We start from the raw sequence: 14948 nt of genomic DNA, 5'->3' as shown, positions 1-14948 counted from the left end.
GACAGCCGATGTCCCGGTTCATTCCGGGCGGCATTACAAAAGGTTTACAAACGCCAGTGAAAACGTTTACATTCCGCGCAACCCCGGTGCGGAGGGCGTGACGGTGGCGAAGTCGGCAATCACCATCAAGGATGTTGCCCGAGAGGCGGACGTCTCCGTCGCCACGGTGTCGCGTGCGCTCAATGGCCATGACAACGTCGCCGAGCCGGTCCGCCAGCTGGTGCTGGAAGTGGCCCGTCGCCTGCGCTACACGCCGCATGCCGCCGCCCGCAGCCTGAGCAGCCGCAGCACCCAGACCGTCGGCGTGGTGCTGCCGGACCTGTACGGCGAATTCTTCTCCGAGCTGATGCGTGGCATCGACGGCATTGCCAGCGCGCATCGCCGGCACCTGCTGGTGTCCAGTTTCCACGGTGAGCCGCAGCAGCAGGGTTCGGTGCTGCAGGCCATGCGTGGCCGCGTGGATGGCCTGCTGGTGCTGTCGCCCTATGCGGGGGATGCCTCGGCACTGCTGGACCAGCTGCCGGCGGACATCCCGACGGTGCTGATCAATACCCCGATCACCGACGGCAGCCATCCGGTCTTCAGCATCGACGACCATGCCGGCGCGCTGGCCATGACCGGACACCTGCTGGCGCAGGGCTACCGCAGCATCGCCTTCATCGGTGGCCCCGAGCGCAACCACGATGCGCGCGAACGCCTGCGCGGGTTCCGCGATGCGCTGGCGGCCGCCCCCCAGGCGATTGAATCCATCGAGCTGCCCGGGGCCTTCGACGAAGCCTCCGGCTACGAGGCCGGGCGTGCCCTGCTGGCGCGGCCGCGCCTGCCTGAAGCGGTGTTCGCCGCCAACGACATGATGGCGCTGGGCTGCCTGTATGCCTTCCAGCAGGCCGGCGTGCGCGTGCCCGAGCAGGTGGCGCTTGCCGGCTATGACGACATTCCCCTGGCGCGCTTTGTTCACCCGTCCTTGACGACGATGCAGGTGAGCATCGCCGGGCTTGGAGAGCAGGCGATGTCCCACCTGCTGCAGCGGATTCGGGAACCGGGGTCGCAACAGACGCCCGGCCTGATGTTGGTTCCAAGCCTTGTCGTGCGCGACTCCACGGCACGCACGGCGCCACTTGACCCGGCAAGAGACCGGGGTTGAGCCACTCATAACACTTACCGCGGGTCATGCCGCTACCTTGGGAGAGGTAAAACATGTACAGGATTGCTCGGAAGTCCACCCCCACACGCAAGCTGCTGAGCTGTGCGCTGGCCAGTTGCCTGTTGCTCGGCGCTGCCCCGGCCTTCGCCCAGAGCACCGCGGCCACCATCCGTGGCCAGGTGATGGCTGATTCCAGCCCGGCTGCACAGGCGCAGGTCACGGCCACCAACATCGCCACCGGCCTGAGCCGCAGCGTGCAGAGCACGGCGAGCGGCAGCTACTCGCTGGCCGGCCTGCCGCCGGGTACTTACCGCGTGGAGGTCAATGCCGGCGGCAAGACCAGCACGCAGAACATCACCGTGCAGGTTGGCCAGACCGCCACGGTGAACCTGGGCGTCGGCGGCGTCGGTGAAACCACGGCCGGCGGCGCAGCGACCACGCTGGACGCGGTGCAGGTGGTCGCGCAGGCGCCGATCGAAACCAAGACCTCGGAGATCGCCACCTACATCACGCCGCGCCAGATCGAGGCGCTGCCGCAGGGCACCCGCAACTTCCTGGCCTTCGCCGACACCGTGCCGGGCATGGCGTTCGAACAGAACCCGGCCAATGGCTCGACCAAGCTGCGCGGTGGCGTGCAGAACGCTAACAACGTCAATGTGTACATCGACGGCATCGGCCAGAAGAACTACGTCACCCAGGGTGGCATCACCGGGCAGGACGCCAGCCGCGGCAACCCGTTCCCGCAGCTGGCTATCGGCGAGTACAAGGTCATCACCTCCAACTACAAGGCCGAGTACGACCAGATCAGCTCGGCGGCGGTGACGGCGGTGACCAAGTCGGGCACCAATGAGTTCAAGGGCTCGTTCTTCTGGGACTACACCAACCAGGATTGGCGCGAGCCGCGCGAGAGCGAGAAGGACGCCGGCAAGACCCGCTCGGGCGAGAAGCAGTACGGCGCCGCCTTCGGTGGCCCGATCGTCAAGGACAAGGCGCACTTCTTCGTGACCTACGAGGCCAAGGAGTACAACGCGCCGCAGGACCTGAGCCCGGGCGAGGGGCGCATTGCCGGTGACCTGCCACAGGCCTGGCGCGACCAGCTCGGTGCAACCTCGACGCCGTTCAAGGAAGACCTGTACTTCGGCAAGCTGGACTGGTCGATCAACGAGGAGAACCTCGTCGAGCTGACCTACAAGCGCCGCGAGGAGAGCGAGATCGGCAACGTCGGCGGGCAGAGCGCGCGCAGCTACGGCACCGATACCGGCGTCAACGAGGACCGCTACGACCTGCGTTGGCAGTTCTCCAACGCCAACTGGCTCAACGACGCCCACCTGACCTACGAGAAGGCGTTCTGGACCAAGGCGCCGGTCAACATGGCCAACGGCATGGTGCTGACCGATGGCTCCGGCGATGACGGCAAGCAGATCTACCGCATCGGCGGCGGCGAAGGTGGCCTGCAGGACAAGGGCCAGAAGGGCTGGTCGTTCCAGAACGACACCACGTTCTTCGGCTGGGAAGGCCACACCGTCAAGTTCGGCGTGAAGTACAAGCAGGTCGACCTGGACACCATCGAGCAGCAGCCCTACAACCCGCAGTTCTACTACGACATCCACCAGGGCGGCGCAGTGCCGTACTTCGTGCGCTTCGGCAGTGCCGCGATGGGCACCGACGGTGGCTCGGTGACCTCCAAGAACAAGCAGTTCGGCCTGTACATCCAGGATGACTGGGATGTCACCGAGCGGCTGACCCTGAACCTGGGCCTGCGCTGGGACTACGAGAAGACCCCGTCCTACCTGGACTACGTGACCAGCGGCGACGTGCTGGCCTCGCTGGCGAGTGCGGACCCCAACGCACCGGGCCAGACCTACGCGCAATCCCTGGCGCTGGGCGGCATCGACGTCAACCGTTACATCAGCACCGGCAACAACCGCAAGCCGTTCAAGGATGCGATCCAGCCGCGCCTGGGCTTCTCCTATGACCTGACCGGCGACGAACGCCATGTGATCTTCGGCGGCATCGGTCGTTCCTACGACCGCAACCTGTTCGACTATCTGCAGCTGGAGCGCAGCAAGGCGACCTTCCCGACCCGGCGCTTCAAGATCAACTCGCCCGGCCACGCCTGCGACCTGAGTGCCTCGGACTGCCTGGACTGGAGCCCGCAGCTGCTGGATCGCGACTACCTGATGTCGCTGGTCAATTCCACCGACGCCGGTCGCGAAGTGTGGATGTTCGACAACGACCTGAAGACGCCGTACTCCGACCAGATCAGCCTGGGCATCCGCGACAGCTTCAACCTGGGCGGGTTGGACTGGAACAGCTCGGCCACCGTGCAGCACACCCGCTACAAGGACGGCCTGCTGATCATGCGCGGCAACCGCTACCCCGACGGTGGCGTGTTCGCGCCGAACGGCAGCCCGTGGTCCGCGCCCGGCCTGCCGGGCATGGGCAGCCTGATCGTGGCCACCAACGGCTTCGAGTCCAAGAGCACCGCGCTGCTGCTGAGCCTGGACAAGCCGTACACGTCCGAGAGCCCGTGGAACGTCAACGTGGCCTACACGCTGACCGATGCCAAGCAGAACATCCACGAGAAGGACCCGGTCTATGGCTGGTACTTCACCCAGGGTGGCTGGTACGACGGTGCCTGGACGCCGCGCCATCGCCTGGTGATCAGCGGCTTCACCGACCTGCCGTGGGGCATGAGCGTGTCCGGCAAGCTGACCCTGGCCAGCAAGATCAAGCGCTGGGACATCGACAGTACGGCGGCCTACGGCGGCTACGAGCGTCCGCACAGCTGGGAGCCGGACGGCACGCTGGGCTTCAAGCAGTTCGACCTGTCGCTGACCAAGACCTGGGACACCGGCACCGACCTGAAGCTGAAGATGCGCGCCGACCTGCTCAATGCCTTCAACTGGACCAACTGGGGCGGTTACGGCATCAACTGGGATACCGGCGTGATCAACAGCTGGGACCAGTACCAGACCCGGACCTTCAAGCTGTCCTTCGGCCTGGACTGGTAAGTCGCATCCCCGGCCGCCCGCGTGGCGGCCGGGGCCTCCACACGCGCCACATTGCCCATCAAGGGCGGGTGGCGACCTGATTCCTCTACAACGGATGTCGTCTTGAGCATGTCACGTAGCCCCCGGTTGTTCGCTGGCCTGGCCACTGGTTTCGCGCTGGCGGTGCTGGCGGGGTGTGGCAAGGCGCCGGAGCCGCCGATGCCGAAGGTGTTGCCGCAGGTGATACTGGTCGAGGCGGACCTGCCGCCACGGCCGATGAAGCCGGAACTGCCGCCGTTGTTCGATGACATCGAGCGGCGCACGTTCCAGTTCTTCTGGGATACGACCAACGAGCAGAACGGGCTGACCCCGGACCGTTATCCGTCGCGGCCGTTCGCCAGCGTGGCGTCGGTGGGCTTTGCGCTGACCGCCTATCCGGTGGGCATCAAGAACGGTTGGGTCAGCCGCAACCAGGCAGTCGACCGCACCCTGCTGACGCTGAAGTTCTTCCGTGACCTGCCTTCCGGGCCGCAGCGTACCGGCAAGGCCGGGTACAAGGGGTTCTTCTACCACTTCCTGGACATGCAGGAAGGTCGCCGCTACGACAGCTGGGTCGAGCTTTCCAGCGTGGATACCGCGCTGCTGATGATGGGCGTGCTGTTCGCGCAGTCCTACTACGACGGCGAGGACCCGCGCGAGAAGGAGATCCGCCAGATCGCCGACACGCTGTACAAGCGCGTGGACTGGCAGTGGCTGCAACGCAACAAGCCGCTGGTCTCGATGGGCTGGTTCCCGGAGAGCGGCTTCATCCAGCATGACTGGATGGGCTACAACGAGGCGATGATGCTGTACGTGCTGGCGCTGGGCTCGCCCACCCATCCGGTCGAGCCGGACGCCTGGACCGTGTGGACCCGTACCTACGACAACGACTGGGGCGTCTACCAGGGCCAGGAATACCTGTCCTTCGGGCCGCTGTTCGGCCACCAGTACAGCCACGTCTGGATCGACTTCCGCGACATCCAGGACGCATACATGCGCGAGCGCGGCATCGACTATTTCCTCAACACCCGGCGCGCGACGCTGGCCCAGCGCGAGTACGCCATCGAAAACCCGATGCAGTGGAAGGACTACGGCGACAACGTCTGGGGCCTGACCGCCGGCGACGGGCCGCAGAACACCACCCAGGAGTACAAGGGCGAGCAGCGCCAGTTCCGCCATTACTCCTCGCGCGGCGCGGGCCTGCGCGAGAACTTCGATGACGGCACCATCGTGCCGTCGGCGGCGATCTCCTCGTTGCCGTATGCGCCGGAGGTGGTGATCCCGGCCACCGTGGAGATGCACAAGCGCTACGGCGACTACCTGTACTCCAGCTACGGGTTCCTGGATTCGTTCAACCCGAGCTTCAACTACGACATCCCGCTCAAGACCGGGCGCACCATCCCCGAGCGTGGCTGGGTGGCCAGCGATTACATCGCCATCGACCAGGGGCCGATCCTGCTGGGCATCGCCAACTACCGCGACGAGTTCGTGTGGGACGTGATGAAGAAGAACCCGTATGTCCGCAAGGGATTGGAGCGGGCGGGCTTCACCGGTGGCTGGCTGGCGCCGGAGGACAACTTCCAGCCCCTGCAGAAGGACGACCGCGCGGCGTCGGCCCGCGCTACCGGTATCGCCGAGTCGCGCGCTGCCGCCGCGGCCGAACAGAAGGCCGCCGCGGGCAACCCGCCGGCCTCCAAGCCGCAGCAGTGACATGCCGTCGATGATCCGCGCGCTGCTGGTGCTGTGCCTGTCCGGCGTGCTGGCCGGCTGCGGCGGCACGCCGCAGGACGGCACCACGCTGCGCTTCTGGGCGATGGGCCGCGAAGCGGAGGTGGTGGGCGAGCTGCTGCGCGAGTTCGAGGCGGAGAACCCGGGCATCCACGTCGAGGTGCAGAACATCCCGTGGACGGCGGCGCATGAAAAGCTGTTGACCGCCTATGCCGCCGAAGGGCTGCCCGATGTCTGCCAGCTCGGCAACACCTGGATCGCCGAGTTCGCCACGCTGCAGGCGCTGGAACCGCTGCAGGCCCGGGCGGACGCCTCGGCCGTGGTGGACCAGGCCGATTACTTCCCCGGTATCTGGGACACCAATGTGGTCGACGGGCAACTGGTCGGCATCCCGTGGTACGTGGACACGCGCCTGCTGTTCTACCGCAAGGACCTGCTGCGCCAGGCCGGCTACGACCACCCGCCGCGCACCTGGGCCGAGTGGGAGCAGGTCAACGCCGCGCTGAAGAAGCTGATGGGCGACAAGGGTTATCCGGTGCTGATGCCGCTCAACGAGTTCGAGCCGCAGCTGTCCTTCGCCCTGCAGCAGGACGATGGGCTGCTGCGCGAGCACGACACGCGCGGCAATTTCCGCAGCCCTGGCTTCCGGCGCACGCTGGCCTTCTACGACAACATGTTCGAGCAGGGCTGGGCGCCGAAGATGTCCGAGACACAGATCTCCAACGTCTGGGACGAGTTCTTCCGTGGCTTCACCGCGTTCTACCTGTCCGGGCCCTGGAACATCCGCGAGTTCCGCCAGCGCCAGCCCCCTGGGCTGGACGGGGAGTGGGGAGCCACCCCGTTGCCCGGCCCGGACGGCCCCGGTGCCGGTATCGCCGGCGGCACCAGCCTGGTGGTGTTCCGCGCCTCGCAGAAAAAGGAGGCGGCGTGGAAGCTGATCGAGTTCCTGTCGCGTCCGGACATCCAGCAGCGCTTCTACACCGTCATCGGTGACCTGCCGCCACGGCGCAGTGCGTGGCAGTCGCCGGAGCTGACCGACGATCCACTCACCGCGGCATTCGCCGACCAGTTGGAGCGGGTCAAACCGACGCCGAAGGTGCTGGAGTGGGAACGCATCGCGCAGCAGATGCGGGTGGTCACCGAGCAGGTGGTGCGCGGTGGCCTGCCGCAGGACAAGGCGGTGGAACAGCTGGACCAGCAGGTCGACGAGATCCTGGCCAAGCGCCGCTGGATCGTTGAACAGCAGGCCGGCGCCACAGCGGCGGGGGCAGGGCAATGAAGCAGCGTTCGCTCGTTGGCTGGGTATTCGCCGCGCCGGCGCTGATCGTGATCGGCGTGTTCTTCGGGCTGCCGGTGCTGTCGGCACTGGCGCTGAGCCTGACCGACTTCGACCTGTACGCACTGGCCGACCCGCACAACCTGCGTTTCAACGGGCTGGGCAACTACATCGACCTGCTGCAGACGCCGATGTTCTGGAAATCGCTGGGCAACACCGCGTACTTCGTGGTGTTGGGCGTGCCGCTCTCCATCGCGGTGTCGCTGGGTGCGGCGATGCTGCTCAATGCGCCGGCCAGCCGTTTCAAGGCGTTGTTCCGCACCGCCCTGTTCGCCCCGGTGGTGACCACGCTGGTGGCGGTGGCGGTGATCTGGCGGTACCTGTTCCACACCCGCTACGGGCTGGTGAACTGGGGCCTGGGCCAGGTCGGCATCAATCCGGTGGATTGGCTGGGTGACCCGCGCTGGGCGATGCCGACCATCATCCTGTTCGCGGTCTGGAAGAACTTCGGCTACAACATGGTGATCTTCCTGGCCGGCCTGCAGGCGATCCCCAGGGACCTGTACGAGGCCGCGCGCATCGACGGGGCCACGCGCTGGCAGCAGTTCCTGCACATCACCGTGCCGATGCTGGGGCCGGTGCTGCTGGTGGTGGGCGTGATCACCGTGTCCGGCTATTTCCAGCTGTTCGCCGAGCCCTACGTGATGACCCGCGGCGACCCGCTGCAGAGCACGGTCAGCGTGCTGTATTTCATGTTCGAGGAAGGCTTCAAGTGGTGGAACCTGGGACGCGCTTCGGCCGTGGCGTTCCTGCTGTTCCTGATCATCCTGGCGGTGACCACGCTGATGCTGCGCTTCGGCAAGCGCAAGGAGCTGGTATGAGCCGGGAGATCGGGCAATCGCGTTGGCATGCGTGGTGGATCAACGGTGCGCTGGCGGTACTGGCGGTGATCAGCCTGGCGCCGCTGGCCTGGATGCTGTCGGTGTCGTTCATGCCCAGCGGGCAGGCCTCGCAGTTCCCGCCACCGTTGCTGCCCGCGCACGCCACGCTGGCCAACTACCACGCGCTGGCCAGCCGCACCGGCATGGGCGGCAACTTCCTCAACAGCCTGGTCGTGTCGCTGGGCATCACGCTGGGGTCGCTGCTGTTCAACACCCTGGCCGGTTACGCCTTCGCCAAGATGCGCTTTGCCGGGCGCGAACGGGTGTTCCAGATGCTGCTGGCGGCGCTGGTGATCCCGGCGCAGGTGGCGATGCTGCCGCTGTTCCTGCTGATGAAGCAGATGGGGTTGGTCAATACGTTCGGCGGCGTGGTGATCCCGGCGCTGGCCAGCGTGTTCGGCATCTTCCTGGTGCGCCAGTACGCGCGCTCGATCCCCGATGAACTGCTGGAGGCGGCGCGCATCGATGGGGCCAGCGAGGCACGGATCTTCTTCCAGATCGTGTTGCCGATGCTCAAGCCGGTGCTGGTGACGTTGGCCATCTTCACCTTCATGGGCGCATGGAACGACTTCATGTGGCCGTTGATCGTGCTCACCGACCAGGAGCACTACACGCTGCCGGTGGCGCTGGCCAGCCTGTCGCGCGAGCACATCCAGGACGTGGAGATGATGATGGCCGGCGCGGTGGTCACGGTGCTGCCGGTGTTGCTGCTGTTCCTGGTGTTGCAGCGGTACTACATCCAGGGCTTGTTGCTGGGCAGCGTCAAGGGCTGAGCGCCGGCGGTGGTACTTCCGTCTGCAATCAGCTCTGCAATCAGCGTCGTGCGGGACAGGGAACTTTGCGAAAATCCGACGCCTGCCGTCGATCGTGATTCGGGATTCTGGTGATGAACAAGCGTTATGCCGTGGGCCTGTTGGCCACCTTGCTGCTGGGGGCTGCCTCACCCGGCAGCACGACGGTGCTGGCCAGCTTCGATGACATCGGGGCGTGGCAGCTGATCACCTCGCCGCAGGTGAGTGGTTCGTTGCGGCCGGTGGCCGGTGGCAACGGGCGCGCCCTGTGCCTGGACTACGACTTCCACGAGGTGTCCGGTTATGCCGGCATCCGCCGCAAGCTCGATGTCAGTTGGCCGGAGAATTACCAGGTCTCGTTCGACCTGCGCGGCGATTCGCCGGCCAACGACCTGCAGTTCAAGCTCATCGACGCCAGCGGCGACAACGTCTGGTGGGTGAACAGGACCGGCTATGCGTTCCCGAAGAACTGGACGCGCGTGGACTACCGCAAGCGTCACATCGACAAGGCCTGGGGCCCGGACCCGGACCGCACGCTGCGACGCAGCGCCGCGGTGGAGTTCACCATCTACAGCAAGGTCGGTGGACGCGGCACGGTCTGCTTCGACCGCCTGACGCTGCAACCGCTGCCCAAGGAGGACACCTCGCCGCTGCAACCGGTGGTGCTGGCCGACACCGCGACCGCGTTGCAGCAGCGCATCGCCGACGGCAAGCCGGACACGATGTGGATCAGCGGCGGCGTCAAGCAGCAGACCATCAGCCTGGACCTGGGCAAGGTGCGCGAGTTCGGCGGCGCGGTGGTGCAATGGGTGCCCGGCCTGCAGGCCTCGCGTTACGTGGTGCAGGCCTCGCGCGATGGCCGCGACTGGCATCCGGTGCGCGAGGTGACCACCGGTGGAGGCGGCCGCGACTGGCTGGCCCTGCCGGACACCGAGGCGCGCTACCTGCGCTTCGACCTGCAGGATGGCCCGAACTGGCGGTATGGCATCCGTGACATCTCGCTCAAGCCGCTGGCTTTCGCGGGGACCCCGAATGATTTCATCCGCTCGGTGGCGGCCGACCTGCCGCGCGGTTTCCTGCCGCGCGGCTTCACCGGCGAGCAGCCTTACTGGACGCTGCTGGGGCTGGACGGTGGCCGCGAGCAGGCGTTGATGGGCGAGGACGGCGCGGTGGAGGCGGTGAAGTCCGGCTTCAGCGTCGAGCCCTTCGTGCTGAGCGGCGGCAAGGTGGTCAGCTGGGCGGACGTGACGGGCAGCCAGAGCCTGCAGGATGGCTATCTGCCGATGCCAACGGTGCAGTGGCAGCATGCGGACTTCGGGCTGCAGGTCAGCAGTTTCGTACAGGGACGGCCGGAGCAGGCGCAGCTGGTCACGCGCTATCGGCTGCACAACCCGGGCAAGACGGGTCGCGATTACACCCTGGCGTTGGCGGTGCGTCCGTTCCAGGTCAATCCGCCCACGCAGTTCCTCAACACGGTGGGCGGGGTGAGCCGGATCGAGCGCCTGGCGGTCAAGGGCAACCAGGTCGAGGTCAACGGCGTGCCGCGCGTGTTCGCGATGACCGCCCCGGACAAGGCCTTCGCCAGTACCTTCGACGGCAAGCTGGACGTCACGCATCTGGCCGACAAGGCCCTGCCCGCCGATACCGAGGTGCGCGATGCCACCGGGCTGGCCTCCGGCGCGTTGCTCTACACCTTCAAACTGGAGCCCGGCGAGAGCCGCGAGGTGGCGCTGGTGTTGCCGCAGGTCGGCGACTGGCGGCCGCCGGCCGGGTTCGACGTGGACAAGGCGCAGCAGCAGGTGGCTGCACAGTGGCGGCAGAAGCTGGACCAGGTGCGGTTGCAGGTGCCGGCGGCGGGCCAGCCGCTGGCCGACACCGTGCGCACCGCCCTGGCGCACATGCTGATCTCGCGGGTCGGGCCGAGCCTGCAGCCCGGCACGCGTTCCTATGCACGCAGCTGGATCCGCGATGGCGCGATGATTTCCGAAGGCCTGCTGCGCATGGGCCGCGACGACGCGGTGCGACAGTACGTGGACTGGTACGCGCCGTACCAGTTCGAGAGCGGCATGGTGCCGTGCTGCGTGGATGCGCGTGGCAGTGACCCGGTGCCGGAGAACGACAGTCACGGCGAACTGATCTACACCATCGCCGAGTACTGGCGGCATACCGGCGACCTGCAGTTCCTGCAGCGGATGTGGCCGCACGTGCAGGGCGCCTGGAAGTACATGGAGCAGCTGCGCCTGAGCGAGCGCACCGAGGACAACCGGGCCCGCAATCCGGGCTTCTACGGGATGATGCCGGCCTCGATCAGCCACGAAGGCTATTCGGCCAAGCCGGTGCACTCGTACTGGGACGACTTCTGGGCGCTGCGCGGCTACAAGGATGCGGCGGACATCGCCGTTGCGCTGGGGCTGGAAGAGGACGCGGCGATGATGGCGGCCTCCCGCGACGCGTTCCGCCAGGACCTGGACCAGTCGTTGCGGGCCAGCATGCAGGCACATGGCATCGACTTCCTGCCCGGGTCGGTGGAGCTGGGGGACTTCGATGCCACCTCGACCACCATCGCGCTGGCACCGGGCGGCGAGCAGGGCCGCCTTCCGCAGCCCGCGCTGGACAACACCTTCGAACGCTACTGGAGCGAGTTCGAGGCGCGTCGTGACGGCAAGCGGCAGTGGAAGGACTACACGCCCTACGAGTGGCGCAATGTCGCGGCCTTCGTGCGCCTGGGCTGGCGTACCCGCGCCTGGGCGGCGACTGAGTTCTTCTTCAAGGACCGCGCGCCGCAGGGCTGGAACCAATGGGCCGAAGTGGTGTCCTCGACGCCCCGCAAGCCGTTCTTCGTTGGCGACCTGCCGCACGCCTGGGTGGCCTCGGATTTCGTGCGCTCGGCATTGGACATGTTCGCCTACAACCGCGAGGTGGACGATGCGATCGTGCTGGCGGCCGGCGTGCCTGCGGACTGGCTGGCGGGGAAGGGCATCGCCATCGACGGTCTGCGGACCTCGCATGGGACGGTGAAGTACGCCCTCGCACGCAGTGACCGCAAGCTGACCCTGCAGGTGCCGGAGGGGCTGCGCTTGCCGGCCGGCGGCCTGGTGCTGCCGTGGCCGTATGAGGGTGCGCCGGGCGAGGCCAGCATCAATGGGGAGCCGGTCGCCTGGGAAGGGCGCGAACTGCGCATCACCCAATTGCCGGCCAAGGTGGAGATCGACGTGCCCGCCGACCAGCGTCGCGGCGAGCGTGCGCGCCGCTGAAACCACGGGCAGGGATTGCCCTGATCCGCGCACAGCCCTGCACAAAGAAAAACTGCGCCCCGAACACCGGGACGCAGTGAAGTAGACGGAGGGAGAGGGAGATCTGCCGTCGTACTTGGAAAACTCAGCCTGCGCGTGCCTGCCTGACGATCGCCGCGGCAGCGGCGGCGGACCGCTTCACTTCGTCCCACTGGCCAGCGCGGATCCAGCTGTCGGCCACCATCCACGAGCCGCCGATGCACACCACGTTCTTCTGCGCGAGGTAATCGGCGGCGGTGGCTTCGGTGATGCCGCCGGTCGGGCACAGCTTCAGCTCGGGGATCGGGCCGGCCACGCCCTTGATCATCGCCAGCCCGCCCACGGCGGTGGCCGGGAACAGCTTGCAGATGCGGAAACCACGGGCAAGCAGGGCCAACAGCTCGGTCGGCGACGCCGCGCCCGGCACCACCGGCAGCGGTGCGGTGGCCAGCGCATCGGCCATGTGCGCCGGGGTGCCCGGGGTGACCAGGAAGTCGGCGCCGACGTCGATGGCCTGGCGCATCTGCTCGACCGTCAGCACGGTGCCGGCACCCACCACCACGTCGGGCAGCTCGCGCTTGAGCATGGCCAGCGCGTCCATCGCCACCGGGGTGCGCAGGGTCAGTTCGATGGCCGGCAGGCCACCTTCCAGCAGCGCGGTGCTGACCGCGCGGGCCTGGTCCAGGGTATGGACGGTAACCACCGGCAGGATGCCGGCGGCGCTCAGCAGCTGCTCGGCGCGATCCTGGTACTGGGCAATGCTCATCGTGTTCCTCTCAATGCAGCGGAAGCGTGCCGCGGGCGGCACACGGAATCAGGCGTCCTTGGCTTCGTGCGGCGCAGCGGCGGCCGCGGCGTCATGGCCAAGCTCGTATTCGGCGTCGTAGTCCCACGCGGTGCCGTCGGGATGGGCCGGGCCGCAGGAAATCGACACCGCGCCCTGGTCGGCCGGGCCGACGATGCGGCGGTTCATCGCGAACAGATTGCGTCCCATGTCATTGCCGGCCGGCGCGGTGTTGGCGGCGATGCCGCGCGCGGCCCATTCGGCGGCGTCCACCAGCACTTCCAGCGTGCCGGCCTCGCCGTCCAGGCGGATGATGTCGCCCTCGCGCACGCGGGCGATCGGGCCACCGCGCGCGGCTTCCGGGGTGACATGGATCGCGGCGGGGATCTTGCCCGAGGCACCGGACAGGCGGCCATCGGTGACCAGCGCAACGCGGCGTCCCTGGTTCTGCAGCAGGCCCAGCAGCGGTGCCAGCGAATGCAGTTCCGGCATGCCGTTGGCGCGCGGGCCCTGGAAGCGGACCACGGCGACGAAGTCGTGCGGCAGCGCACCGGCGGCGTGCAGCTTGTTCAATGTCTGCGGTGCATCGACGACCACGGCCGGGGCCTCGATCGTGCGGTACTGCGGCTTCACCGCCGACAGCTTGATCAGCGACTTGCCGAGATTGCCCTTGAGCAGGCGCAGGCCGCCCTGTGCTTCGAACGGATCGGCCGCCGGGCGTACCACTTCCAGATCCGCGCTCTCGGTTACGGTCGGCGCGTAGACGACCTGGCCATCGATCAGGCGCGGTTCCTGCGCGAAGGCGCGCATGCCGCCAGCGGCGACCGTGGCCAGGTCATCGTGCATCAGGCCCGCGTCCATCAGCTCACGGAACACGAACGCCGGGCCGCCGGCCGCGGCGAAACGGTTCACGTCGGCGTCACCGTTGGGGTACACGCGGGCCAGCAGCGGCACGATCTGCGAGAGCTGGTCCATGTCGTCCCAGCTCAGCACGATGCCGGCGGCACGGGCCACCGCGATCCAGTGGATGGTGTGGTTGGTCGAGCCGCCGGTGGCCATCAGCGCGACGACGGCGTTGACGATGGCGCGCTCGTCGATCAGGTGGCCGAGCGGACGGAAGTCCTGGCCCAGCGCGCTGATCTCCAGCGCGCGCGCGGTGGCTTCGCGGGTCAGCGCATCGCGCAGCGGCAGTTCCGGGTTGACGAACGAGGCGCCCGGCAGCTGCACGCCCATCGCTTCCAGCAATACCTGGTTGGAGTTGGCGGTGCCATAGAAGGTGCAGGTGCCCGGGGCATGGTAGGAGTCCGATTCGGCTTCCAGCAGTTCCTCGCGGGTGGCTTCGCCGGCGGCGTAGCGCTCGCGGACCTCGGCCTTCTTCTTGTTCGGGATGCCCGGGGTCATCGGGCCGGCCGGCACGAACACCGCCGGCAGGTGGCCGAAGGCCAGCGCGCCGATCAGCAGGCCGGGCACGATCTTGTCGCACACGCCCAGGTAGATCGTGCTGTCGAACATGTCATGGCTCAGCCCGATGGCGGTGGACTGGGCGATCACGTCGCGCGAGAACAGCGACAGCTCCATGCCGCCGCGGCCCTGGGTGACGCCGTCGCACATCGCCGGCACGCCGCCGGCCACCTGCGCGGTCGCGCCGAGTTCACGGGCGGCGCTGCGGATCAGCTCGGGGTAGTGCTCGAACGGCTGGTGTGCCGAGAGCATGTCGTTGTAGGCAGTGATGATGCCCAGGTTCGGGGTGACGTCGCCGCGCAGCCGGCCCTTGTCGGTCGGGCCACAGGCGGCGAAGGCGTGGGCCAGGTTGCCGCAGCTCAGGCGCGAACGGAACGGGCCTTCGCGCAGGGCGGCGTCGATGCCGGCCAGGTAGGCCGCGCGCGACGGGGCGCTGCGCTGGCGGATGCGTTCGGTGATGGCGTGGATGGTCGGGTGCAGGCTCATTGGCTACCGGCTATGAGTTGAGGTCGGACGGTG

9 protein-coding genes are annotated in these 14948 nt (G+C 67.5%); 7 read left to right on the top strand and 2 right to left on the bottom strand.

From position 1 onward, the window contains the following. Positions 1-103 precede the first annotated feature (103 nt). The 7 genes from ACIPR8_RS14820 (at position 104) to ACIPR8_RS14790 (ending at position 12166) form a co-directional block, all read left to right on the top strand. On the top strand, positions 104-1144 hold the full coding sequence (locus tag ACIPR8_RS14820; protein ID WP_446541491.1) for a LacI family DNA-binding transcriptional regulator: 1041 nt from the start codon (positions 104-106) through the stop codon (positions 1142-1144). 53 nt (positions 1145-1197) lie between these two features. Further along, entirely contained in the window at positions 1198-4158 is a 2961-nt protein-coding gene (locus ACIPR8_RS14815) for a TonB-dependent receptor (protein WP_446541490.1), read from the top strand. A 108-nt stretch (positions 4159-4266) separates the two neighbouring features. Further along, positions 4267-5886 (top strand): glucoamylase family protein, encoded by a 1620-nt coding sequence (locus ACIPR8_RS14810; RefSeq protein ID WP_446541571.1) that lies wholly within the window; start codon positions 4267-4269, stop codon positions 5884-5886. A gap of 1 nt (position 5887) precedes the next feature. Next, entirely contained in the window at positions 5888-7183 is a 1296-nt protein-coding gene (locus ACIPR8_RS14805) for a sugar ABC transporter substrate-binding protein (protein WP_446541489.1), read from the top strand. Then, a complete protein-coding gene (locus ACIPR8_RS14800; protein WP_446541488.1) occupies positions 7180-8061 on the top strand; it encodes a carbohydrate ABC transporter permease in 882 nt (293 codons plus the stop codon). The genes ACIPR8_RS14805 and ACIPR8_RS14800 overlap by 4 nt, the downstream gene beginning before the upstream one ends. Continuing rightward, on the top strand, positions 8058-8894 hold the full coding sequence (locus ACIPR8_RS14795; protein WP_446541487.1) for a carbohydrate ABC transporter permease: 837 nt from the start codon (positions 8058-8060) through the stop codon (positions 8892-8894). The genes ACIPR8_RS14800 and ACIPR8_RS14795 overlap by 4 nt, the downstream gene beginning before the upstream one ends. 113 nt (positions 8895-9007) lie before the next feature. Continuing rightward, positions 9008-12166, top strand: a complete 3159-nt coding sequence (locus tag ACIPR8_RS14790) for a discoidin domain-containing protein (RefSeq protein ID WP_446541486.1) — start codon at positions 9008-9010, stop codon at positions 12164-12166. 124 nt (positions 12167-12290) lie between these two features. On the opposite strand, the gene eda is transcribed toward ACIPR8_RS14790, so the two are convergent. Then, the gene (gene eda, locus ACIPR8_RS14785; protein WP_132863048.1) at positions 12291-12950 is read right to left on the bottom strand and encodes a bifunctional 4-hydroxy-2-oxoglutarate aldolase/2-dehydro-3-deoxy-phosphogluconate aldolase; all 660 of its coding nucleotides are present in this window, start codon (positions 12948-12950) and stop codon (positions 12291-12293) included. Between the two features lie 48 nt (positions 12951-12998). Further along, positions 12999-14915: a phosphogluconate dehydratase gene (gene edd / locus ACIPR8_RS14780; RefSeq protein ID WP_446541485.1), complete on the bottom strand. Its 1917-nt coding sequence runs from the start codon at positions 14913-14915 to the stop codon at positions 12999-13001. Between the last annotated feature and the right edge of the window lie 33 nt (positions 14916-14948).

Source organism: Stenotrophomonas sp. LARHCG68, assembly GCF_052871705.1.
This window is presented reverse-complemented; position numbering and strand designations above follow the sequence as displayed.